The 23,396-nt window shown below is 60.2% G+C and carries 19 protein-coding genes and 1 pseudogene; 9 read left to right on the forward strand and 11 right to left on the reverse strand.

Going from position 1 to position 23,396, the window contains the following annotated elements:
- The first annotated feature begins 93 nt into the window (after nt 1–93).
- The gene (gene sbcB / locus ACLH0H_RS14870; protein WP_411382415.1) at nt 94–1,521 is read left to right on the forward strand and encodes an exodeoxyribonuclease I; all 1,428 of its coding nucleotides are present in this window, start codon (nt 94–96) and stop codon (nt 1,519–1,521) included.
- Nucleotides 1,522–1,612: 91 nt separating this feature from the next.
- Here sbcB and mvaT read toward each other — a convergent pair whose 3' ends face one another.
- Nucleotides 1,613–1,987, reverse strand: a complete 375-nt coding sequence (mvaT, locus tag ACLH0H_RS14875) for a histone-like nucleoid-structuring protein MvaT (RefSeq protein WP_005790963.1) — start codon at nt 1,985–1,987, stop codon at nt 1,613–1,615.
- A gap of 350 nt (nt 1,988–2,337) precedes the next feature.
- On the opposite strand from mvaT, the gene purU reads away from it, so the two are divergent.
- Nucleotides 2,338–3,186 (forward strand): formyltetrahydrofolate deformylase, encoded by an 849-nt coding sequence (purU, locus tag ACLH0H_RS14880; RefSeq protein WP_076949769.1) that lies wholly within the window; start codon nt 2,338–2,340, stop codon nt 3,184–3,186.
- A gap of 126 nt (nt 3,187–3,312) precedes the next feature.
- Here the strand turns inward: purU and ACLH0H_RS14885 are convergent, their stop codons facing one another.
- The 5 genes and pseudogenes from ACLH0H_RS14885 to ACLH0H_RS14905 form a co-directional block, all read right to left on the reverse strand.
- Nucleotides 3,313–4,431: a lysylphosphatidylglycerol synthase transmembrane domain-containing protein gene (locus tag ACLH0H_RS14885; RefSeq protein WP_411378604.1), complete on the reverse strand. Its 1,119-nt coding sequence runs from the start codon at nt 4,429–4,431 to the stop codon at nt 3,313–3,315.
- Nucleotides 4,428–5,171 carry a DUF2334 domain-containing protein gene (locus ACLH0H_RS14890; RefSeq protein ID WP_411378605.1) on the reverse strand — a complete coding sequence of 248 codons (744 nt, stop codon included), beginning with the start codon at nt 5,169–5,171 and terminating at the stop codon, nt 4,428–4,430. The genes ACLH0H_RS14885 and ACLH0H_RS14890 overlap by 4 nt, the downstream gene beginning before the upstream one ends.
- The gene (locus tag ACLH0H_RS14895; protein ID WP_411378606.1) at nt 5,164–6,285 is read right to left on the reverse strand and encodes a glycosyltransferase family 4 protein; all 1,122 of its coding nucleotides are present in this window, start codon (nt 6,283–6,285) and stop codon (nt 5,164–5,166) included. Before ACLH0H_RS14895 ends, ACLH0H_RS14890 begins: the two co-directional genes overlap by 8 nt.
- A 286-nt stretch (nt 6,286–6,571) precedes the next feature.
- Entirely contained in the window at nt 6,572–7,336 is a 765-nt protein-coding gene (locus ACLH0H_RS14900) for a methyl-accepting chemotaxis protein (RefSeq protein WP_370879639.1), read from the reverse strand.
- A gap of 93 nt (nt 7,337–7,429) precedes the next feature.
- Nucleotides 7,430–8,461: pseudogene (locus ACLH0H_RS14905) on the reverse strand (cache domain-containing protein); the annotation flags it as partial.
- A 204-nt stretch (nt 8,462–8,665) separates the two neighbouring features.
- Here ACLH0H_RS14905 and ACLH0H_RS14910 point away from each other — a divergent pair.
- Nucleotides 8,666–10,144, forward strand: coding sequence for a helicase HerA-like domain-containing protein (locus ACLH0H_RS14910; protein WP_411382416.1), 1,479 nt, complete (start codon nt 8,666–8,668; stop codon nt 10,142–10,144).
- Nucleotides 10,145–10,148: 4 nt separating this feature from the next.
- Here ACLH0H_RS14910 and ACLH0H_RS14915 read toward each other — a convergent pair whose 3' ends face one another.
- Complete coding sequence (locus ACLH0H_RS14915) at nt 10,149–10,604, reverse strand: DUF721 domain-containing protein (RefSeq protein ID WP_411378607.1); 456 nt, start codon at nt 10,602–10,604, stop codon at nt 10,149–10,151.
- 305 nt (nt 10,605–10,909) lie between these two features.
- Here ACLH0H_RS14915 and secA point away from each other — a divergent pair, with 305 nt between their 5' ends.
- The 3 genes from secA (at nt 10,910) to ACLH0H_RS14930 (ending at nt 15,950) form a co-directional block, all read left to right on the forward strand.
- On the forward strand, nt 10,910–13,645 hold the full coding sequence (secA, locus tag ACLH0H_RS14920) for a preprotein translocase subunit SecA (protein WP_411378608.1): 2,736 nt from the start codon (nt 10,910–10,912) through the stop codon (nt 13,643–13,645).
- 122 nt (nt 13,646–13,767) lie between these two features.
- Nucleotides 13,768–14,985, forward strand: coding sequence for a bifunctional glutamate N-acetyltransferase/amino-acid acetyltransferase ArgJ (argJ, locus tag ACLH0H_RS14925; RefSeq protein ID WP_307389632.1), 1,218 nt, complete (start codon nt 13,768–13,770; stop codon nt 14,983–14,985).
- 20 nt (nt 14,986–15,005) lie between these two features.
- A complete protein-coding gene (locus ACLH0H_RS14930; RefSeq protein ID WP_411378609.1) occupies nt 15,006–15,950 on the forward strand; it encodes a Nudix family hydrolase in 945 nt (314 codons plus the stop codon).
- Between the two features lie 323 nt (nt 15,951–16,273).
- Here the strand turns inward: ACLH0H_RS14930 and ACLH0H_RS14935 are convergent, their stop codons facing one another.
- Genes ACLH0H_RS14935 through ACLH0H_RS14945 form a run of 3 tightly spaced genes read right to left on the reverse strand, consistent with a single transcriptional unit; the run spans nt 16,274 to nt 19,854 of the window.
- Nucleotides 16,274–16,852, reverse strand: coding sequence for a cob(I)yrinic acid a,c-diamide adenosyltransferase (locus ACLH0H_RS14935; RefSeq protein ID WP_411378610.1), 579 nt, complete (start codon nt 16,850–16,852; stop codon nt 16,274–16,276).
- Between the two features lie 2 nt (nt 16,853–16,854).
- Nucleotides 16,855–18,891 carry an ATP-binding protein gene (locus tag ACLH0H_RS14940; protein WP_411378611.1) on the reverse strand — a complete coding sequence of 679 codons (2,037 nt, stop codon included), beginning with the start codon at nt 18,889–18,891 and terminating at the stop codon, nt 16,855–16,857.
- 45 nt (nt 18,892–18,936) lie between these two features.
- Nucleotides 18,937–19,854, reverse strand: a complete 918-nt coding sequence (locus ACLH0H_RS14945) for a putative 2-dehydropantoate 2-reductase (RefSeq protein WP_411378612.1) — start codon at nt 19,852–19,854, stop codon at nt 18,937–18,939.
- Between the two features lie 123 nt (nt 19,855–19,977).
- On the opposite strand from ACLH0H_RS14945, the gene ACLH0H_RS14950 reads away from it, so the two are divergent.
- A complete protein-coding gene (locus ACLH0H_RS14950) occupies nt 19,978–20,463 on the forward strand; it encodes a YajQ family cyclic di-GMP-binding protein (protein ID WP_076949757.1) in 486 nt (161 codons plus the stop codon).
- A gap of 135 nt (nt 20,464–20,598) precedes the next feature.
- On the forward strand, nt 20,599–21,441 hold the full coding sequence (locus tag ACLH0H_RS14955; RefSeq protein ID WP_186690564.1) for a mechanosensitive ion channel family protein: 843 nt from the start codon (nt 20,599–20,601) through the stop codon (nt 21,439–21,441).
- Nucleotides 21,442–21,581: 140 nt separating this feature from the next.
- Here the strand turns inward: ACLH0H_RS14955 and ACLH0H_RS14960 are convergent, their stop codons facing one another.
- Nucleotides 21,582–22,865: an OprD family porin gene (locus ACLH0H_RS14960; protein WP_411378613.1), complete on the reverse strand. Its 1,284-nt coding sequence runs from the start codon at nt 22,863–22,865 to the stop codon at nt 21,582–21,584.
- A gap of 14 nt (nt 22,866–22,879) precedes the next feature.
- On the opposite strand from ACLH0H_RS14960, the gene ACLH0H_RS14965 reads away from it, so the two are divergent.
- Nucleotides 22,880–23,296: a hypothetical protein gene (locus ACLH0H_RS14965; protein ID WP_411378614.1), complete on the forward strand. Its 417-nt coding sequence runs from the start codon at nt 22,880–22,882 to the stop codon at nt 23,294–23,296.
- Nucleotides 23,297–23,396: the final 100 nt, after the last annotated feature.

The following is a 23,396-nucleotide window of genomic DNA, read 5'->3' on the forward strand; positions in this document are numbered from 1 at the left end:
GAGTTTGCTGGATGTTTGTACAGTGTATTTGGTGCTGGTCCTGGACGTCGTTCAGCGCCTAGACTTTGTCGTTCTTCAGTACAGGAACAGCCCGTGACCTCCATTTTCTGGTACGACTATGAAACGACCGGCATCAACCCGCGCAGTGATCGTCCGCTCCAGGTAGCCGGCATTCGCACGGACCTCGAACTCAACGAGATCGGCGCGCCGGTCAATCTATATTGCCAGCCAGGCGACGATATCCTGCCTCATCCGGTTGCGTGCGCAATTACCGGTATCACCCCCGCCACACTTGCGGAAAGAGGTCTCGCCGAAGCCGATTTCATGACCAGGGTCCATGCCGAACTGGCGGCCCCGGGCACCTGCGGCGCCGGTTACAACACCTTGCGGTTTGACGACGAAATGACGCGCTACAGCCTGTATCGCAATTTTTTCGACCCTTACGCGCGCGAATGGCAGGGCGGTAACAGCCGCTGGGATCTGATCGATGTGGTCCGCACCGCCTACGCGCTGCGCCCCGAGGGTATTGAGTGGCCGCAGCAGGACGGGCGCGTCACGTTGAAGCTGGAGCGCCTGACCCAAGCCAACGGCATTGACCATGGTCAGGCTCACGATGCGTTGTCCGACGTCCGCGCCACGATTGCCTTGGCTCGATTGGTTCGTGAAAAACAGCCCAAGTTGTATGAATGGCTGTTTCAACTGCGCAGCAAGCAGCGGGTGATGGACCAGGTGCGCTTGCTGCAACCAATGGTGCATATCTCCGGGCGTTTCTCCGCCGAGCGTCATTACCTGGGCGTCGTGCTGCCACTGGCATGGCACCCACGCAATCGTAATGCGTTGATCGTCTGCGACCTGGGGCTTGATCCCCAGGGGTTGCTCGACCTTGATGCCGCTGCCTTGCGCCCGCGTCTCTATACGCGTCGTGACGATCTTGCCGAGGGCGAGTTGCCGGTACCGCTCAAGTTGGTGCATATCAACCGTTGCCCGGTGGTTGCTCCCTTGAATGTGCTGCGGGCAGAGGACCGTGAGCGTCTGCACTTGGACATGAGCGTTTATCAGAAACGGGCGCTGCGGCTAACTGACGCACAGGAACTTTGGCGCGATAAGTTGGCATTCATTTACGCCGAGGAAGATTTCGCGCCGAGTTCAGACCCTGAGCAACAGCTTTACGATGGTTTTATCGGCGATCGTGATCGACGTTTATGTGAACAAGTCCGGGTGGCGGAGCCTGCGCAATTAGCAAGCCAGCAGTGGCCTTTTGATGATCACCGCTTGCCCGAATTATTGTTTCGCTACCGAGCGCGTAACTTCCCCAATACCTTGAACAGTGAAGAACAACAACGCTGGAAACTTTTCTGTCAGCAACGTTTGTCAAACCCTGAGTGGGGCGCACCCAATACCCTTGCGGCATTTAAACTGGCTCGACAGGAGTTGGCCGTTACTGCTACGCCGTTTCAGGCGCAGGTGCTTGAGCAATGGCAGGTATACGCGGACTCATTGGCCGCCAGAATGAATCTGTAAGCGTGTTTGCACACACTTCGCGGGCAATAAAAAACGCCAGCAAGCTGGCGTTTTTTAATGTGATGCGTAGCAGGCGCAAGCCTGGCGAGGTTTAACCCAGCAGGGTAGCCCAGCCTTCAACCACGTCGCCGCCCCACTTGGCTTTCCACTCTTTGAGGGTTTTGTGGTTGCCACCTTTGGTTTCAATCACTTCGCCGTTGTGCGGGTTTTTGTATTGCTTGACCTTGCGAGCACGCTTCGTGCCAGTCGTTTTTACAGCGCCGCGCGGTGCCTTAACTTTCGACTCTGGATCCAGCAGCGCGATGATGTCACGCAGGGATTTGGAGTATTCACCCATCAGGGTGCGCAATTTGCCTTCGAATTCCAGCTCGGTTTGCAGTTTGTCGTCTTGGGACAGATTCTTCAAACGGGCTTGCAGCTCTTTGATAGCTTCTTCGGTGGCACGGTATTCGTTGATCAGAGACATGTGGACTACCTTAATGTAGAGCGCTGTTGACAGGGATAGTGGCCCAATAATAGTCACGCGGTTTGCGCAAGTAAACATTTAAGGTCGTATTTATGTGAATTACTTTGAATGTTTCTAGCCTTGCTGTCCATTCGAGTTAATTACCAGGGCACGAACCTTAAGATAATTTCCTTGAAAACCGCGAAACACCCACAGGATGACGCGGTAAATTCATAGGCGGGTGGTAAAACCCTAGGCCATTAAGGGGCAAAGGCCAGGCCGGTGATCAGAATAAACGTTAACGAATACTGCAGTTTTGCTGCGCAATCGCTAGAATGGCGGCCTTTGCGAAGTTCTGGAGTTTCCCCCTAATGCGCACTTTTCGGCTGGTGATTGCTTGCCCGGACCGGGTCGGCATCGTTGCCAAAGTCAGTAACTTTCTGGCCTCCCACAACGGTTGGATCACCGAGGCGAGTCATCACTCGGACAATCTCAGCGGTTGGTTCTTCATGCGTCACGAGATCCGTGCCGATTCGCTGCCCTTCGGCCTCGAGGCCTTCCGCGAGGCCTTCGCACCGATCGCCGAAGAGTTTTCGATGACCTGGCACATTACCGACACCGAGCAGAAAAAACGCGTGGTGTTGATGGCCAGCCGCGAATCCCATTGCCTGGCGGATCTGCTGCATCGCTGGCACAGCGACGAGCTCGACTGCGAAATCGCCTGTGTGATCTCCAACCATGATGACCTGCGCAGCATGGTCGAGTGGCACGGCATCCCGTATTACCACGTACCGGTCAACCCGCAGGACAAGCAGCCGGCGTTCGCCGAGGTGTCGCGCCTGGTCAAGCAGCATGAAGCCGACGTGGTCGTGCTGGCGCGCTACATGCAGATCCTGCCGCCGGAACTGTGCCGCGAATACGCCGGCAAGGTGATCAACATTCACCACAGCTTCCTGCCGTCGTTTGTGGGCGCCAAGCCTTACCATCAGGCTTCCCTGCGCGGTGTGAAGTTGATCGGCGCGACCTGCCACTACGTCACCGAAGAGCTGGACGCCGGCCCGATCATCGAGCAGGACGTGGTGCGTGTCAGCCACAGCGACAGCATCGAGGACATGGTGCGTTTCGGTCGTGACGTCGAGAAAATGGTCCTGGCCCGTGGCCTGCGTTACCATCTGGAAGACCGCGTGCTGGTACACGGCAACAAGACGGTCGTGTTCTGATCGACCTGTGGTGATTGAAGAATGAAGGGCCTGGGCGTTAAATCGTTGCAGGCCCTTTTTTATGACTGCACTTTCAGGACACACCCATGACCGACCCGCTCGATAAAGCCACGTCCAGGGCGCCTGCTACCGTGGGCGAAGGCTGTCTGAGTCGCTATGACCCGGATGCGTTGGGTGCCGAGGATGGCACTGACTTTCCGGGGGCTGCCCGGTTGTGGGAGCAGTTGCACAGGCCTGAGGTGCCGCCTGAGCCTTGCGAGCCTTCTGGAAAAGACGCTTGAGCAGCGGTTTGCCGACCATCAGCAGGAATACCGGCCCCCCGCACAGCAGGTAGAAGTAATAGGTCACTGCGCGCCAGATCAGAATGGCCGCTGCTGCGGTTGATTTGCCCACCATAGGTGCCAGCAGTGCTGCCGAGGTCAACTCCGCAGCCCCGGCCCCGCCCGGCAACAGGCTGAATTGCCCGGCCGTCAACGACAGCATCTGAATCAAGAAGCTCCACGCCCATTGCAGATCCGCGCCCAGCCCGCGCAACGCCAGGTACAGCACGCTGTAGCGTAATAACCAGTGCAGGCTCGTGAGAACGAACACGCCGATCAATGTCAGCCACGGCAATTTCAGCGTGTCGCTGAATGCCGCAAGAAAATGCAGGAGCCTGCGTGCCCATCGTCGGCGCAGACGGGTGCGTACCCGCAGCCCTCTAAGCAGCGCGCCGTTCAGGCGGATGACCTGGCGGTGAAAGCGCACCAGCAACACGCAACACACTAGCCCTCCCACCATCGACACCGCACTGAACTCCAGAAGCCACTCCAACCGCGGGTTCAGAGAGTGAAACAGGGCGTACAGCGCAATGCCCATCAATGCGCAGAGAAAAAACAGCAGGTCGCTCAACTGGTCCATTGCAAACACTGCGCTGCCCTGGGCCGGCCGTATGCCGTGGCGCGCCAGCAAGGCCATCAACGTCAGCGGGCCGCCACTGCCGCCCGGCGTGGCGCACTGGGCAAATTCGGTGGACATCACCACGCCCAGGCATTTGCGCCGGGTCAGTTGCCCGCTGTGCTCGCCCAGCAACAGGCGCAAGCGCAGGCTGTTGATGACCCAGCACAGCACGATCATGGCGAACATCACCAATAACAATTGCCGCGGGAACTGCGCCAGGCGCGTCAGGGCTTCACCGCCGCCCAGCCACACCGGAACGACCAGCGCCACCAGCAATGCCAACAGCATCCAAAGCAACCGGCTCATGTTTGCGATGCCAGCCAGGCCACCTTGGTTTGCGGCGTACGGCCGGCGTCCAGCAAGCGGTGCAGCGTTTCAAGCCAATAGCGGCGGGAAAAGTCGTGGCGCATGTCCACCGGGTGCAGCCCCAGCCGAATGACGGGGGCGCTGTGCCAGCGTTGTGCGCGGCGGTCACTGATGACTTTGGACAGGCCGCGACGCCAGGCAGCGCGCGCGCTCCACACCAGGCCCGGAGCATCGACCTGGGTGAAGTCGGGAAGCCGATACAGGTGCTGCGGGTCGCTGGTGTAGCTGAGCGGCAACTGACGCAAGGCGTCGCGCGTGCCTTGGCTCATCAACCAGGCAGGGGCGACGAAACCGTGAAGGGGCCAGCCGTTGCGCTGGAAGACGTCGATGCCGGCGCGCAGGCGGGCCAGCGCCTGGGTTTCTGACAATTGGTAGAACTCGCCTTCGTGGGTATAGACACGGCGCATGAACCAGTCTTTTGGCGTGCGCGGCGCCGGTTGGTCGTCGCTGTGGAAGTAGCCGTGCAAGGCCAATTCATCGCCCCTGGCGACACGGCTGTCCAGCAGTTGCCGGAAATCCCCGTCGACGGGCAGCGCATCGTGATGATGAAAATCCGGTACCACCAGCCAGGTGATCGGAACATCGCCCAGCTTGTCCACGGCTTCGACAAAGGGCCGATAGTCGGCCCAGTTGTGCGGCGCCACGTCGTGCAATACCAGCAACACCGAGCGTTCAACCATGGGCAAGCATCGGCTTGTGGGTGCCTACGACCGCGTGATAATGGCCAAGCAGGCTGTCGACCACGGTGTCCCACGCGTAATGACGCTCTACGTGCTGCCGCGCTTGCGCCCCCAGGCGGCGGCTGTCGGCGCTGAACAACTCACGCACTGCATCGGCCATCGCCTTGGGGTCGTTGGGCGCGCACAGCAGGCCGCAGCGCTCATCGACAATCTCAGTGAAGGCACCGGCGGCCACCGCGACCACCGGTATGCCGCAGGCCATGGCCTCCAGGATGACCAAGCCGAAGGTTTCCTGGTCGCCGCCATGCAGCAGCGCATCGGCACTGGCCATCAACCGCGCGACATGCTCGGCGGGGCGGAACTCGTCAATGACGGTCACGTTGTCTGGTACGCTGGCGGGCATGCCGGAGCCCACCAGGAGCAAGTGGTAGCCATCCCCCAGGCGTTTCATGCAGTTGAGCAGCACCGGCAGGTTTTTCTCTTTTGAGCCGCGTCCCGCGAAGATCAACAGGCGTGTCTCTTCATCTATACCCAGTTCCGCGCGCAGACCGGGGTCTCGCGCGTGCGGCGTGAAGGTTTGCAGATCGACCCCCAACGGCTGGGCGAAGACGTTTTTCACCCCAAGCCCGGTGAGCTTGTCGGCCATGACCTGGCTGGGCGCCAGTACCCGGTCAAAATGCTTGTAAAGTTTGCTGACATAGGCTTCAGCGTTGGGGGTAAACCAAGGCCCCATGCGATTGCTCACCAGCAGCGGCAGGTCGGAGTGATAAAAGCCGATGACCGGCACGTCCCGTTGGCGCCTGGCATCCAGCGCCGCCCAGGCTGTTAGGTAAGGATCGCCCACCTCGATAAGATCGGGCTGCAATTCGTGCAGGACATTTCGCCATGGAGCCAGGCGCAGCGGGAATCGATAGCCTTTGCCGAACGGCAGCGGGGGGGCCGGTACGGTGTACACCCCGTCCTGCTCGCCCAAGTGGGCGCCGGGTATCAGCAGGCTGTGGCGGATACCGGGCTTGAGCGCCAACCGGCGGTGCTTGGCGTCCAGATAGGTCCTTACACCACCGCTGGCGGGGGCGTAGAACATGGTTATGTCAGCGATATGCACGATGAACATCCCTCCAATCCATTGCTCTCCTTACGTGGACCTTAGGCAAGGATAGATGTTCGGTTGGGTTAGTGGCGTACGGCGGTGTTGAAACGCGGCATATTCAATGTGAGTGTCGAACTCGGTCAAAACTGTGGGAGCGGGCTTGCTCGCGAATGCGGTGGATCAGTAATAGATGTATTCGCTGACACACCGCATTCGCGAGCAAGCCCGCTCCCACAATTAAATTACGAATAGACCAGTTGAATGCTTTTCGCCTGCAAGACCGCCACGGGAGCAAGCTCCCTTCCAGGCATCAGATCCGGAAACTGCCGACCAGTTGCTTGAGGCGCGCGGCCTGTTGCTCCAAGTCGGCGCAGGCGCGCAGGGTCGATTGCAGGTTTTCCACGCCTTCCTGGTTGAGGGTGTTGATCTCGGTGATGTCCATGTTGATCGACTCTACCACCGAGGTCTGTTCCTCGGTGGCGGTGGCGACCGACTGGTTCATGCCGTCGATCTCGCCGATGCGCTGGGTCACGCTGTTCAGGCGTTCGCCGGCCAGGTTGGCGATTTCCACGCTGTCGTGGCTGTGGCGCTGGCTTTCGCTCATGGTGCTCACCGAGTCCCGGGCGCCGACTTGCAGCTCCTCAATCATCTTCTGCACTTGTTGCGCCGATTCCTGGGTGCGATGCGCCAGGTTGCGTACCTCATCCGCGACCACCGCAAACCCACGTCCGGCTTCCCCGGCGCGAGCCGCTTCAATCGCCGCGTTGAGCGCCAGCAGGTTGGTTTGTTGCGAGATGCTGGTGATGACCTCGAGGATCTGGCCGATGTTCACGGTTTTGCTGTTAAGTGCTTCGATATTGCTGCTTGAGGCGCTGATCATCGCAGACAGCTCGGTCATCGCCTTGATATTGCGTTCGACCACCTGTTGACCGTCTTCGGCCAGGTGGCGCGCATCGCTGGCCTGGCTGGATGCCTGAGCCGCATTGCGTGCGATTTCCTGGGCGGCCGCGCCCAGTTCGTTGATCGCTGCCGCGACGCTGTTGGTGCGGTTGGCCTGCTCGTCGGAGTTGACCATCGATGAATTGGAGGCACTGACCACGCGCAAGGCCACTTCGTTGACCTGCTCGGTGGCGGATGAAACTTCGCGGATAGACGTGTGGATGCGCTCCACAAAGCGGTTGAACGCGTCACCCAGTGTGCCGAATTCGTCATGGTTCTGGATGGTCAGGCGCCGCGTGAGGTCGCCCTCGCCGTCGGCGATGTCCTGCATGGCGCGCGTCATCAGGTGCAGCGGTTGCAGGAGTACGCGGATCAGCATGCCGAGCAGCGCGATGATGATCGCTACGGCAATCACGGTGGCAATCACCGCCGAGGTGCGAAATTCGCTGAGCATGGCGAAGGCATCGGCCTTATCCACGGAAACGCCCAGGTACCAGTTCACCGAGGGCAGGCCTTTGATCGGTGTGAAGGTGACGATATTGGTCTTGCCGTTGGCCTCGACTTCACTGAAGTCGGCGCTGATTTTCGGTGTATTTCCCGGATAAACGTCGGCGAGTGTCTTCATCACCAGGTTCTTGTCCGGGTGCACCAGCACCTTGCCGTCGGCGCTGACCAGAAACGCATAGCCCATGCCGCCGAAATTCAAGGCGCCGATTTTTTCGACCAACGTCTGCAGGCTGAGGTCGCCGCCCACCACGCCAACAGCCTGGCCGCCCCTGGTGCTGGGGGTGGCGATGGAAATGATCAATTGCCCGGTGGCTGCGTCGACGTAGGGTTCGGTCAGGGTTGAGCCGTTGCTGCTCTGAGCGCCTTTGTACCAGGGCCGTACACGCGGGTCGAAGCCGTCCGGCATCTTGGTGTCGGGGCGGATGGTAAACGCGCCCTGGCTGTCGCCGACGTAGGTCGCCATGAAGGAGGACGTCAGGGTTTTCTGTTCCAGCAGGCTGGCCACCACCCCGGGTTCCGGGTTGATGGCGATGTTCTGCGCGGCGTTTTCCACCAGTACGATGCGACCGTTCAGCCAGGTCTGAATACTGCCGGCGGTGACATCGCCCATTTCGTGCAGGTAGCTGTTGAGGTCGTCGCGAATGGCGTTGCGTTGCAGGTAGTCGTTATAGAGGGTAAACAGCGCGAATGCGGCGATGACGATAAGGGAGGCTGCAAGCAGGATTTTGTGGCTGAAGCGCAGGTTTTTATTCATGGCTCGTAGGGTCCGCTAAGGTCTTGATATCCGAAGCGCGTCCTTATGGGAGGCGCAAAATGGCAACGTTGAAAAAGGTGTGATACTTCTGGTGATGGCTTTGTGGGTCCCGGTAGGAACCGTCTGACCGGTTTTTCGATTTTGTGGGGTTCACATAGGCTTGTATCGACCTGGCGACACTAAAGATTAACCATGGGTGACGAAATGCCTGACTCCACGCAACTGCTTATCGGCGCCGACCTTAGCGGCCAGCCCATCGCCCAGGCCATGCGCCTGGCCAACCGTCACGGGCTGGTCGCCGGCGCCACCGGCACGGGCAAGACCGTCACGTTGCAACGCCTGGCCGAAGCCTTCAGTGATGCGGGCGTGGCCGTGTTTGCCGCCGACATCAAGGGCGACCTGTGCGGCCTGGGCGCGGCGGCGACTCCCCAGGGCAAGGTGGCCGAGCGGATCGCCGGCATGCCTTTCCTCAACTACACGGCCAAGGCTTATCCGGTCACGCTGTGGGACATTCACGGGCAGTCCGGTCATCCGTTGCGCACCACCATCAGCGAAATGGGGCCATTGCTGCTTGGCAGCCTGTTGGAACTCACCGATAGCCAGCAGTCGGCGCTTTATGCCGCCTTCAAGGTGGCGGATCGCGAAGGCCTGTTGCTGCTGGACCTCAAGGACCTCAAGGCATTGCTTAACCATCTGCGCTATCACCCGCAGCTGCTGGGCGAAGACGCGGCGTTGATGACTACAGGTTCCAGCCAGGCACTGTTGCGACGCCTGGCGGTGCTGGAGCAGCAGGGCGCCGAGGCGTTGTTTGGCGAGCCGGCCCTGCAGTTGGAAGATATCCTGCAGCCCAACGCCGACGGGCGCGGGCGCATCCACCTGCTGGACGCCAGCCGCCTGGTGCACGAGGCGCCGAAGGTATACGCGACGTTCCTGCTGTGGCTGTTGGCGGAACTGTTCGAGCAACTGCCCGAGCGCGGTGACGCCGACAAACCCCTGCTCGCGCTGTTTTTCGATGAGGCGCATCTGCTGTTTGCCGATACACCCAAGGCGTTGCAGGAGCGTCTGGAACAGGTGGTGCGGCTGATTCGTTCCAAAGGCGTTGGCGTGTATTTTGTCACCCAATCGCCAGGCGACCTGCCGGACAGCGTGCTGGCCCAGCTCGGCCTGCGCATCCAGCATGGCCTGCGGGCGTTCACCACCAAAGAACAGAAATCCCTGCGTGCCGTAGCGGACGGTTTTCGGCCAAATCCGGCGTTTGATGCCTTGTCGGTATTGACCGAGCTGGGCACCGGTGAGGCGTTGGTCGGTACCTTGCAGGAAAAAGGCACACCGGAAGTAGTCCAGCGCATTCTGGTCGCACCGCCACAATCGCGGATCGGGCCGCTCAGCGCCGCAGAACGCGCTGCCCTGATGGCCGGCTCACCCTTGAAGGGCCGATACGACAAACCGATCGATCGTGAATCTGCTTATGAAGTGCTGATGGCACGCAAGGAACTGGGGCCGACCGAGGAAGGCAAGCCATCCGCCGACGAGCCGAGCTTCACCGATAGAGCCGGGGCGTTTCTCGGCACAACGGCAGGCAAGGCGCTCAAATCGGCAATGCAGCAAGCCGCCAATCAGATGGGGCGGCAATTGGTGCGAGGTTTGTTGGGGTCGCTTTTGGGCGGCAGCAAGCGTAAGTAGCCGATCAGGATTTGGGCCTGGCGTGGGCCGCCAGCCGTTCAAGCGCCGCGCGCAAGCCTGGATTGCTGATGCCCTCGGCCGTAGCCTGAATGGTTTCGGCCGCATTCATCGACAGATCATGAGTATGCTCCACCACCCCAGGCAGGGTGGTGGGCGGTTGCACCTTGAACTGGATGCGCGTCAAACCGAGGAATTCATCGAAGGCCATCAGTTGACGTTGCAGGCGTTTTTGCTGATAGCGCAAACGCGTGGCCCAATGGCCGTCCGTGACAATCAGCAGCAGGTTGCCTTCACGCCAGGACGCCACGCGGCAGTGTTCGCGCGCGGCAGGCTGCAGTTGGCTTTCGAGCAGGCGTTGCAGATGGCCCAAGCGTTGCGCATGGCCAAAGATGGCTTTGAGCGGCTTGGCATCGCGAAGCAACACGCTGGGCGCGCGGGCTGTCAGGGGGCGAAATGCCATGATTGGACACCTTCAGTAACAGAGCGGCCATCTTAGCAGAAAGCGCCTGGATGCCCCCGGTCACTACTTTCGTGGGGTTTTCGTCGTGAAATCAATCGCTAACTTCTCGCCTGCGTGGGTTGAAGTTCCGGCAAAAGCCCTTATTTTAAACAAGCCCTCTCACAGCGCCATGCCAGCATCGGGGAACAACGCCACTTTCCTCACCCACGATTCCGGGTAGAATGCGCGTTCGCATGCGGCCGTGAGGGCTGCTCGGGCCACTCACGGTGCGCCCTCCATCCCTATGTGTGGAAGAACCTGCCGATATGTTTGCGCCTTTGTTAAAGAAACTTTTTGGAAGCAAGAATGAGCGCGAAGTCAAACGCATGCTCAAGACGGTGCAGCTGGTCAATGCCTTCGAAGAGCAGATGGTTGCCCTTTCGGACGAGCAATTGCGCGCCAAGACCGAAGAGTTCAAGGCCCGCATAGCCAAAGGTGAAACCCTCGACAAGCTGCTTCCCGAAGCCTTCGCGGTCGCCCGTGAAGCCGGCAAGCGCGTCATGGGCATGCGCCACTTCGACGTCCAGTTGATCGGCGGCATGACCTTGCATGAAGGCATGATTGCCGAAATGCGCACCGGTGAAGGCAAGACCCTGGTGGCCACCCTGGGTGTCTACCTCAACGCACTGTCCGGCAAGGGCGTGCACGTTGTGACGGTGAACGACTACCTGGCTCGCCGGGACGCCAACTGGATGCGCCCGTTGTATGAATTCCTCGGCCTTACCGTGGGTGTGGTCACGCCGTTCCAGCCGCCTGAGGAAAAACGCGCCGCCTACGCCGCCGACATCACCTACGGCACCAACAACGAATTCGGTTTCGACTACCTGCGCGACAACATGGCGTTCAGCATGGAAGAGAAATTCCAGCGCGAACTCAACTTTGCCGTGATCGACGAAGTCGACTCCATCCTCATCGACGAAGCCCGTACCCCGCTGATCATTTCCGGCCAGGCCGAAGACAGTTCGCGCCTGTACACCGAGATCAACAAGTTGATCCCGCGTCTGGAGCAGCACATCGAAGAAGTGGAAGGCGTGGTGACCAAAGAAGGTCACTTCACCATCGACGAGAAGACTCGCCAGGTCGAGCTCAACGAAGCCGGTCACCAGTTCGTCGAAGACATGCTGACCCAGATCGGCCTGTTGGCCGAGGGCGAAAGCCTGTACTCGGCGCACAATCTGGGCCTGCTGACCCACGTGTATGCCGGCCTGCGCGCTCACAAATTGTTCCACCGCAACGTCGAATACATCGTGCAGGACGGCCAGGTCGTGCTGGTTGACGAACACACCGGCCGTACCATGCCGGGGCGTCGCTTGTCCGAAGGCCTGCACCAGGCCATCGAAGCCAAGGAGATGCTCAACATCCAGGCCGAAAGCCAGACGTTGGCGTCCACCACCTTCCAGAACTACTTCCGTCTGTACAACAAGCTGTCCGGCATGACCGGTACGGCCGACACCGAAGCGTTCGAATTCCACCAGATCTACGGCCTGTCGGTGGTGGTCATCCCGCCGAACAAACCGCTGGCGCGTAAAGACTACAACGACCTGGTGTTCCTGACCGCCGAAGAGAAGTATGCGGCGATCATCAACGACATCAAGGACGGCATGTCCAAGGGCCGTCCGATCCTGGTGGGTACCGCCACCATCGAGACGTCCGAGCATGTGTCCAACCTGCTCAACAAGGAAGGCATCGAGCACAAGGTGCTCAACGCCAAGTTCCACGAAAAAGAAGCCGAGATCATTGCCCAGGCCGGGCGCCCAGGCGCGCTGACCATCGCCACCAACATGGCCGGTCGTGGTACCGACATCCTGTTGGGCGGCAACTGGGAAGTGGAAGTGGCTTCGCTGGACAACCCGACGCCCGAGCAGATCGCCCAGATCAAGGCCGACTGGCAGAAGCGCCATCAGGCCGTGCTGGAGTCCGGCGGTTTGCAGGTGATCGCCTCCGAGCGTCACGAATCGCGCCGTATCGACAACCAGTTGCGTGGTCGTGCCGGCCGTCAGGGTGACGCCGGTTCGAGCCGTTTCTACCTGTCCCTGGAAGACAGCCTGATGCGCATCTTCGCCTCGGACCGCGTGAAGAACTTCATGAAGGCCCTGGGCATGCAGTCCGGCGAAGCGATCGAGCACCGCATGGTGACCAACGCCATCGAGAAGGCACAGCGCAAGGTCGAAGGCCGCAACTTCGACATTCGCAAGCAACTGCTCGAGTTCGATGACGTCAACAACGAACAGCGTAAAGTGATCTATCACATGCGTAACACGTTGCTGGCCGCCGACAACATTGGCGAGACCATTGCCGACTTCCGCCAGGACGTACTCAACGCCACCGTCAGCGCGCATATCCCGCCACAGTCCTTGCCGGAACAGTGGGATGTTGCCGGTCTGGAAGCGGCGTTGAAGAGCGATTTCGGTGTCGACCTGCCGGTTCAGCAGTGGCTCGACGAAGACGATCACCTGTACGAAGAAACGCTGCGCGAGAAGCTGATGACCGAGCTGCTGGCCGCGTACAACGAGAAGGAAGAGCAGGCGAGTGCCGAAGCCCTGCGCACCTTCGAGAAGCAAATCGTACTGCGCGTGCTGGACGACCTGTGGAAAGACCACCTGTCGACCATGGACCACTTGCGTCACGGCATCCACCTGCGTGGCTACGCCCAGAAGAACCCGAAGCAGGAGTACAAGCGCGAGTCGTTCACGCTGTTCTCCGAGTTGCTGGATTCGATCAAGCGCGATTCGATCCGCGTGCTGTCCCACGTTCAGGTGCGTCGCGAAGACCCGATCGAGGAGGAAGCTCGCCTGCGTCAGGAAGCCGAGGCACTGGCTGCGCGCATGCAGTTCCAGCATGACGAAGCGCCGGGCCTGGATGCGCCTGAGGTGTTGGGTGAAGAGGTCGATGTGGCCCTGGCTCAAACCCCGGTGCGCAACGATCAGAAACTGGGCCGCAACGAGCTGTGCTGGTGCGGTTCGGGCAAGAAGTTCAAACACTGCCACGGCCAGATCGAATAGGATCTGCACCTGACGCTGCAACACCCTGCGCCGCGACCGGCCTCTGCCGTCGCGGCGTTTTGCCATTAATTTCCCGTCGATCACGACGGCACAGACATCACCCATTTTTAAGGAGCGCATTCATGGCTGTTGGTCTTGGTCCTTTGCCCACGTTGCACCCGGTTGCCGGTTTTGAACTCGGTATCGCCTCGGCCGGCATCAAGCGCCCGGGGCGCAAGGACGTAGTGGTAATGCGCTGTGCCGAAGGCTCGACTGTCGCGGGCGTGTTCACCCTCAATGCGTTCTGCGCCGCGCCGGTGATCCTGGCCAAGCAACGCGTGGCCGGCGCTATCCGTTACCTGCTGACCAACACCGGCAATGCCAACGCCGGCACCGGCGAGCCAGGCCTGGTGGCCGCCGCGCGCACCTGCGCCAAGCTGGCCCAGTTGACCGGGGTCGATGCCAGCCAAGTGCTGCCGTATTCCACCGGTGTGATCGGTGAACCGCTGCCCGTGGAAAAAATCGAAGGCGCGCTGCAAGCCGCGCTGGATGACCTGTCTGTGGATAACTGGGCGGCAGCCGCCACCGGCATCATGACCACCGACACCCTGCCCAAAGGCGCGAGCCGTCAGTTCGTGCACGACGGTGTGACGGTGACCGTGACCGGCATCAGCAAGGGCGCGGGCATGATCCGTCCGAACATGGCGACCATGCTCGGCTACATCGCCACCGACGCCAAAGTCTCCCGCGATGTGTTGCACAGCCTGATCCTGGACGGTGCCAACAAGTCGTTCAACCGCATCACCATTGATGGTGACACCTCCACCAACGACTGCTGCATGCTGATCGCCACCGGCCAGGCCAACCTGCCGGAAATTACCGAAGCGAGCGGGCCGCTGTTTGCTGCACTGAAGCAGGCGGTGTTTGAAGTGTGCATGGACGTGGCCCAAGCCATCGTGCGCGACGGCGAAGGGGCGACCAAGTTTGTCACGGTAGAAGTCAACGGCGGCGCGAACCATCAGGAATGCTTGGATGTCGGCTACACCGTAGCCCACTCGCCGCTGATCAAGACCGCGCTGTTCGCCTCCGACCCGAACTGGGGTCGTATCCTGGCCGCCGTTGGCCGTGCCGGCGTGCCGGACCTGGACGTGAGCAAGATCGACGTGTTCCTTGGCGACGTGTGCATCGCCAGCCGTGGCGCCCGTGCCGAGTCCTACACCGAAGCCCAAGGCTCGGCGGTGATGCAGCAGGAAGAAATCACTATCCGCATCGAACTGGGTCGCGGCGAGTGCAGCGAAACCATCTGGACCACCGACCTGTCCCACGAGTACGTGAAGATTAACGCGGAATACCGTACCTGATAGCCAAGAGGAAAAACGCGGTGAAACGAGTGCATGTAGCAGCAGCGGTGATCCGCGGTGTCGACGGCAGGATCCTGTTGGCGCGCCGCGCCGATACCCAGCACCAGGGCGGCCTCTGGGAGTTTCCCGGCGGCAAGGTGGAGGCCGGTGAGTCGGTCGTCGGCGCGCTGTCCCGCGAATTGCAGGAGGAATTGGGTATCCAGGTCACCACGGCGCGGCCGCTGATCAAGGTGCAGCATGACTACCCCGACAAGCAGGTGTTGCTGGATGTCTGGGAGGTCTCGGCCTTTACCGGCGAGCCCCAGGGCGTCGAAGGGCAACCGCTGGCATGGGTTGCCCCACGGGACCTGCTCAGCTACGCGTTTCCGGCGGCCAATGCGCCGATCGTTACCGCTGCGCGCTTGCCTGCCGACTACCTGATCACCCCTGGCGAACTGGAAACCCCTGCACTGTTGCGCGGCATCCAGAAAGCCATTGCTGGCGGCATCAAGCTGGTCCAACTGCGCGCGCCTAATGGGTATGACCCCAAATACCGTGACCTCGCGGTGGATGCCGTGGGCTTATGCGCAGGCAAGGCTCAATTGATGCTGAAGGGGCCGTTCGAATGGTTGGGCGATTTTCCCGCAGCCGGCTGGCACATGACCGCGGCGCAATTGCGTAAACACGCGAGCCAGGGGCGACCGTTGCCGAAGGAGCGCTGGCTGGCCGCGTCGTGCCACAACGCTGAGGAGTTGGCGCTGGCTGAGTTGATGGATGTGGATTTTGTCACGCTGTCGCCGGTGCAACCGACTCAGACTCACCCCGACGCGCAGCCGTTGGGCTGGGAGCAGGCGGCGCAGTTGATCAGCGGGTTCAGCAAGCCGGTGTTTCTGCTGGGCGGGGTTGGGCCGGCTGAGCGGGAGAGGGCCTGGGAAGCCGGGGCTCAGGGTGTAGCGGGGATTCGGGCGTTCTGGCCGCAGGTTTGATGGTGTTCTGAGGGCCTCATCGCAGGCAAGCCAGCTCCCACAATTTTGATCTGTGAACACATTCAAAATGTGGGAGCTGGCTTGCCTGCGATAGGCATAGATATCTACACATTTTTGTAGTGAGCGGGCTTGTCCCGCGCTGGGTGGCGAAGCCGCCCCAATAAGGACACCGCAGTGTTCCAGATGAAACCAAATCGTCTGGTTTGGGGCTGCTTCGCAGCCCAGCGCGGGACAAGCCCGCTCACTACAGGGGCGATTTGTCAGTCTCTGAAAATTGTGTAGATACCTGTGCTGCGATAGGGTCAGACCAAACACCACCCTAATCAGTGGGGCTTCGCCGCCGCCTGCCACAACACCTCGGCAACCCCTTGGCGCCTGGCAATCACCCTGGCCGCCACAAACAGCAAATCCGACAACCGATTGATATACGCCAACCCTACGCCTTCCAGCGGTTCCAACGCATTCAAGTGCTGACAGCGCCGCTCCGCACTGCGCGCCAGGCTGCGACACACATGGGCTTGGGCGATCAACGCCGAACCTCCCGGCAGGATGAAATTCTCCAGCGGCCCGACCTCCTCGTTCCAGCGGTCGATCGCCGCTTCCAGCCGGTCCACTTCGGCCGCATTCAACGCCTTGTACTCTGGCATCGCCAGCTCGCCGCCCAGGTCAAACAAACGGTGCTGGCAAGGTGTGAGTACCTCGATCACATCCTGCAACCCCGGATGCTGTCCGCCCAGTGCCTCGAGATACGCCAGCAGCAATCCGAGCTGACTGTTCAGCGTGTCCACTTCGCCAATCGCCTCCACGCGTGGATGGTCCTTGGGCACGCGGCGGCCGTCGCCCAGGCCGGTCTCGCCTGTGTCGCCGGTGCGGGTGTAGATTTTCGACAGGCGAAAGCCCATGGTCATTGCTCCAGTTGGTTCGATTCGTAAGGCGGCAGTTGGCTGCCGGCCAAGGGCAGGCGCAGGGTGAAGCACGTGCCCTGGCCGAGGGTGGAGTGCACTTCCATCTGGCCCTTGTGGTTATTGGTGATGATGAAATACGACACCGACAACCCAAGCCCGGTGCCCTGGCCGATTTCTTTGGTGGTGAAGAACGGCTCGAAGGTCCGCTTGCGCACGTTCTCGCTCATGCCGATGCCGTTGTCTTCCACTTGAATCTCTGCCCACGGCGGGTTGAGGCGGGTGCGCAGGATAATGCGCCCCGGCTCGCTGCCGTCTTCACGCAGGTGAATGGCCTGGGCGGCGTTTTTCAGCAGGTTGAGCAGCACCTGTTCCAGCTCGTTGGCGGTGCCGGGTACCGGGCCCAGTTGTGGGTCGAACTGGCGGATGATCGCCTGGCCCTTGAAGTCGAAGCCAATGGCCAGGTCGAAGTCGTTACCGGCGATCTCCACCGCCTGGTCGATCAGTGCCGGTAAATCACACGGCGCCATTTGCCGGTTGCTGCGGCGACTGAAGCTGAGCATATGGGTGACGATCTTCGCCGCCCGCGCCCCGGCCTGCTGGATGCCGTCGAGCAGTTGCGGGACTTCCCGGCCTTCGAGGTAGCGGTTGACCGTGGCCAGTTCGATGCCCGCCTGTTCGGCGTACTCCAGGTTCCTGGGCAAGTCAGGCGACAGGCGGCGGCGGATGTTCTGCACGTTGTGCAGGATCGCCCCCAACGGGTTGTTAATCTCATGAGCCATGCCGGCGGCCAGGCCACCCACGGAGAGCATTTTCTCCGACTGCACCATCATTTCTTCCAGGGACAAACGCTGGGTGATGTCGTCGATGCGGATCACCACACCACGCCCCGCGCCACCCATCAGTGGGTAGAACGTCAGGGCGTAATGTTTGGGTTCGTCGTCCTTGAACCAGGTGACCCGCTCGATTCGCTCAACGGTGTGTTGCTCAACCGCTGCCCGGATTTGCGGCAGGTACGGTTTGAGCGGCTGGAATGCCAGATAGATCGGCTGGTTCAAGGCTTCGTCCAGGCGCGTCCCGGAGAGGGCGCTGGCTTCCTGGTTCCACTGGGTGACGTAAAGCTGTTCGTCCAGGGCGATGAGCGCCGAGGGCATTGAGTCGATGATGCTGTTCAGGTAATTCTGGAAACCGGTGAGCTTTTTCTCGATCTTGCTGCGCACCTGCACTTCCAGTTCCAGCTTGCGGTTGGTGTGGCGCGTCTCTTCAGCCAAACCCTGTGCCTGGTCATAGGCGGCCTGGGAGTCGTCCCGCGCACGCTTGAGTTGCTGCTCGCGGGCTTCGATGCGTGACAGCATGGTATTGAAGGCCTCGGCCAGGCTGCCGATTTCATCGTGGTTGCCACGGCCGGCGCGCAGGGCATAGTTCTCTTCGCGGGTGACCTGGCGCGACAGTTCTTCCAGTTCGTGGATCGGTCGGGTGATCAAGCGTTTGATCTGGCGGGCAATGACCAACCACAACAACACGCTGAAAATCAGGATGCCCAGGCTGGCGGTCAGCGTGCCGGTATAAAACGCCATCGGCAATTCACTGCTGGCCACCAGCAGCAAATGCCCGGGCGGCTGGCTTGCGCGGGGCAGGGTAATGATCTGGTTGTTGCGAAACTCGGTGACGCGCCAGGCTTCGATCTGCCGATAGTTGTCCGGCAGGTGCAGACGGTCGCCGGATTGCATCTGCGCCAGGCGGTTGCCTTGGCCGTCGTACAGGGCGGCGGCGCGCAGGGGTGAATAACTGGTCAGCTCATTGAGCAGGGCGTTGGCCTTGTCGGGCGATTCGAGGGCCTCGGCGGCCAGGCCGGGGTTGGACACCAGGCGACCGATGGCCTGCAGGGCCTGAGGGGCCATGCTTTCCTGGGAGATCCAATAGGCGGCGCTGATAAAGGTCAGGTTGGCCACCAGCAACACGGTGGTCAACAGCACCAGCAAGGCAGCCAGCAGTTTTTGCCCGACCGGTAGGTTTTCAAGACGCTGGCGCAGCGGCATCAGGGTTTTCCCAGGTAATAGACAGCGGGCAGGGTAGCGCGTGGTTCAGTCGCGGGGCAATCCGCGCACAAGCAACTGTTCGACCAGGCGCACTTGCAGTTGTTGCAGGTGCGGCAGGTTCAATCGGTGGCGGGCGGCCGCCTGGCAAGCATAGCCCAACAGGTAGCTGATTTCGGTACGGCGCCCGGCGGCCACGTCCTGGTACATGGAGGAGTAATTGGCGGCCGTGGCCTGGATCACCCGTTGCACTTCGTGTTGCAGATCCAGCGCGGCCGCTGGCTGGCCGCAGCATTCCAGCAGTTCACCGAGTTCAGCGCAGAGGGTGGCGACTTCGCAGTGATGGGTCTGCAGTTCGCCATTGCGGCACTGATACAGCACGGTCAGCGGGTTGATGGCGCAATTGAGCGCCAGTTTGCGCCATAACCGCGTGAAGATCTCGGTGCTCCAATCGTGGGGGATGCCAGCGGCGTGCAGGTCATCCAGCCAAAGCGGCGGGGTAGGGTGGCTTGCATCTCCGAACCAGGTGTAACCGTGACCGGCGAATACCACGCGCCAGTCCCCGTCGCGAAAGGCGCCTTCGGTACTGGAGGCAAAGATGCAGCGAGCCTGGGGTAACTGCGCGGCGACAGCCTGCTGGCTGCCGAGGCCGTTTTGCAACAAAATGAGTTCGGCATTGGCTGCCAGCCGGTGCTGCAGCTGTGCGACGGCGGCTTGGGCGTCGTAGGCTTTGCACGCCACCAGCAGGCGATGAATCGGCTCGGGGCTGTCGGGCGTTTCGGCGAATACCTTGTAGGTGTGCTCGACGCCCTGTTCCACCAGCGTCAGCCCGTTGCCTGCCTGATAGCTGGCCAAGCGTGTTTTATCGCGCAGGATCAACCGCACGGGCACGCCGGCGCGCGCCAGGCGAGTGGCCCAGAGGGTGCCCAGGCTGCCGGCGCCGAGAATATGCCAGGTGGTCGACATCAGTTTGTGCTCCGTAGGGTCGCTCACAGTGAACGGGGCGAAAGAACCGCTATAATGCCCCGGCATTTTAGCTCGGGCGCGCTCCATCTCTACTGAGCCCGCCCCTTATATTGGAGAAATGACATGCCTTCGTTCGACGTGGTATCCGAACTGGACAAACACGAAGTCACCAACGCCGTCGAGAACGCCGTCAAGGAACTGGACCGCCGCTATGACTTGAAAGGCAAGGGCAGCTTCGAATTCAAAGAAAAGGAACTGACCGTCAACCTGACCGCTGAAGCCGATTTCCAGCTGGAAGCGATGATCGAGATCCTCAAGCTGTCGCTGGTCAAACGCAAGATTGACGCGCAGTGCCTTGAAATCAAGGACGCCTACGCTTCCGGCAAGCTGATGAAGCAGGAAGCCGTGCTCAAGGAAGGCATCGACAAGGAGCTGGCGAAGAAAATCGTCGCTCACATCAAGGATGCCAAGCTCAAAGTCCAGGCCGCCATCCAGGGCGAGCAGGTGCGTATCACTGGCAAGAAGCGTGACGACCTGCAAGAAGCCATCGCGGCCCTGCGCGCCAAGACGTTCGACATGCCGCTGCAGTTCAATAACTTCCGCGACTGATGGCACGTTGCGGAACCTGAGGGCGTTTTTGACGTCCGACGCCCCAGGATCCGCGCCTGCACTTGAGCCCTACGGGGCTCATTTGCGTTTTCAGGCAGTCAATAAGCCGTACATCCGCTACACAGGAGAAGCTACATGGATTTGAACGCTGAAATGGATCACTTGATCAAGACCTCACAGTCGTGGATCCCGATGATCATGGAATACGGCAGCCGGGTATTGCTCGCTGTGGTCACCCTGGCCATTGGCTGGTGGCTGATCAACGTGTTCACTCATCGCGTGGGACGCTTGCTGTCCCTGCGTAACGCGGACCTGGCGCTGCAGCATTTCATCACCAGCCTGGCGAACATCGCGCTCAAAGTGATGCTGATCGTCAGTGTGGCCTCGATGATCGGCGTGGCGACCACCTCGTTCGTCGCCGCGATTGGTGCCGCGACCCTGGCCATCGGCCTGGCCTTGCAAGGCAGCCTGGCCAACTTTGCCGGCGGCGTGCTGATCCTGCTGTTCCGCCCGTTCCGCATTGGTGACTGGATCGAAGCCCAGGGCACCTCGGGCACCGTCGACAGCATCCAGATTTTCCATACCGTGCTGCGTACCGGCGACAACAAGACCGTGATCGTGCCTAACGGCATCCTGTCCAACGGCATCATCACCAATACCAACCGCCAGCCGACGCGTAAGGTGGTGTTTGATGTAGGGGTGGATTACGAGGCTGATTTGCAGAAAGCGCGCGAGGTGCTGCTGGAGCTGGCGAAAGATCCGCGCGTGCTGGCCGATCCGGCGCCGGCGGCTGTGGTGTCTACCTTGGGCGATAGCTCTATCACGGTTTCCCTGCGTTGCTGGACCAACACTCCGGATTATTGGGATGTGGTGTTCATGTTCAATGAACTGGCGCGCGATCGTTTAAAAGCGGCGGGAATTGATATTCCATTTCCGCAGCGGGTTATTCGAGTTATGCAGGAAACAGTCGCCAAGTAATCGAAATCTAGTTAGTTAGCTAGCTAGTTATCTGAGCCGAAACAATACAGCTATAAAAAAAGCCGCTCCCTTGTTAAACAAAGGAGCGGCTTTTTGTTTAAGGCGGAGGCCTTAAGTCATCGTTGTAATCAAACCGTCAATTACAAGATGTTCAGCGGGTAGTTCGCGATCAGACGCAGTTCGTCGATCGAAGGCGAACCGTAGTAAACGCCATCGCCGGAGCGATAAGTCGCTTGACGCAGGCGCAGGCTCAGGTTTTTGGCTGGGCCGCTCTGGATCACGTACTTGGCTTCGATATCGCGTTCCCACTCTTTACCGTTGTTAGTAGCGCCGGTGTCGGCGCCGCTACCGGTCACGTAACGAGTCATGAAGCTCAGGCCAGGAACGCCGAAGGTCGCCATGTTGATGTCGTAGCGAGCCTGGTAGGACTTCTCGCCTTCGGCGTTGAAGTCGGAACGGGCAACGGAGTTGGCCAGGAACACCGAGCCGCCGCCGTCTACGCCGTAGCCGTAGTCGCCGTCGCCGGTGACTTTCTGGGCTGCCAGGGTGAAGGTGTGAGCGCCGACGGTGTAAGCGCCCTGCAAGCTGAACGCACGGTTGTCGAGCTTGGTAGTGCCATCTTTCTCGGCACGCTGCAGGCCGGCACCTTCGCTCTTGGTGTCGTAGATGTTGAAGTCCAGAGCAAAGGACTGGTCGTCGCTCAGCGCGTGGGTCCAGTTCAGGTTGCTGTAGTACTTGCGGAAGTAGTCTTCGGTTTTCGCATAGTACAGGCTACCGGTGAACTCTGGCGTGAAGGAGTACACACCGCCGACAAAGTCGGTCTTGGTCAGGCCCAGGCTGTCATGGAACGTCTGGTTCTGCGCGACGCTGGAAGTGAAGTGACCGCCTTCCAGTTTCAGGCCCTTGATCTCGCTGCTGGTGATCGAGATACCTTGTGGCAGTTCCGGCAGCAGACGGCTGTCGTCGGAAGCGAACACAGGAGCGGTGGTGTACTGGTCACCGATTTTCAGGACAGTATTGGAGATACGGAATTTAACCGCGCCGCCGCCTTTGGAGTAGTCGTCCTGCGAACGACCGTCGGAACCGGTAGGGAACAGGCCGGTGCCGGCGCGACCCTTGCCGCTGTCGAGTTTCAGGCCCATCAGGCCGATGACGTCAACACCGACACCAATGGTGCCTTGGGTAAAGCCGGACTCGTACAGGGCGTTGAAGCCAAGACCGGTCTCTTCTGCACGGCTTTTGGAACCAGGGCCCGACGGGTTGTTACGGAAATCGCGGCTGAAATACAAAGCGCGAGTATTGATGCTGAACGTGCTGTCTTCAACAAAGCCCTTGGAATCGTCCTGGGCGGACGCCATTGCGAACTGCGAGGTGCCTGCTGCCGAGACAGCCAGGGCGATCATGCTCCACTTCATCACGCGCATCGTGATTTGCTCCTTTGGTTTTAGGAAGAGTACTGCCGTCCCACCTGTATTTTTGTCTGGGCGGCTCTTTCTTTATTGTGTCGGCGCAAAGTTATATCACGCTGACAATATTGGCGATACGTGCTCAACTTTCCTTTCAGCTTCTTTACGAGCTTGTCGTAGATTGCTATATCCATGTCGCAAATTCACAGCCTCACTGTACCGAGGCTGACAACTTCAATACTGTTTTTGAAACGTTAAAGAACGCAAAAAAACGTTACTTTCAACGTTTGAAATCTTCCTTGGTGCGCATTGAACCGCTGCTGTTTTTCATCGCGAAACACCGGCTTCCTTCCGGTGCCGTTGCCGACGCTGCACAGATGAATGCAGCAAGCGTGCCCAAAGCGCAAACTGAATGTCATTTTTTCGTGAAATTCGTCGTGGATTCGTGAAAACCGCATAAGCACGGGGTTTTTACGCCGATTGGTTTGGGTCCCATGCACGCGTTCCTCGTCTGTCTGGTGGTACCCGAATCCTTGAGCCGGGCAAAAC

The organism is Pseudomonas sp. MPB26, assembly GCF_046605355.1.
In the GTDB taxonomy this organism is placed as follows: Bacteria; Pseudomonadota; Gammaproteobacteria; order Pseudomonadales; family Pseudomonadaceae; genus Aquipseudomonas; species Aquipseudomonas cedrina.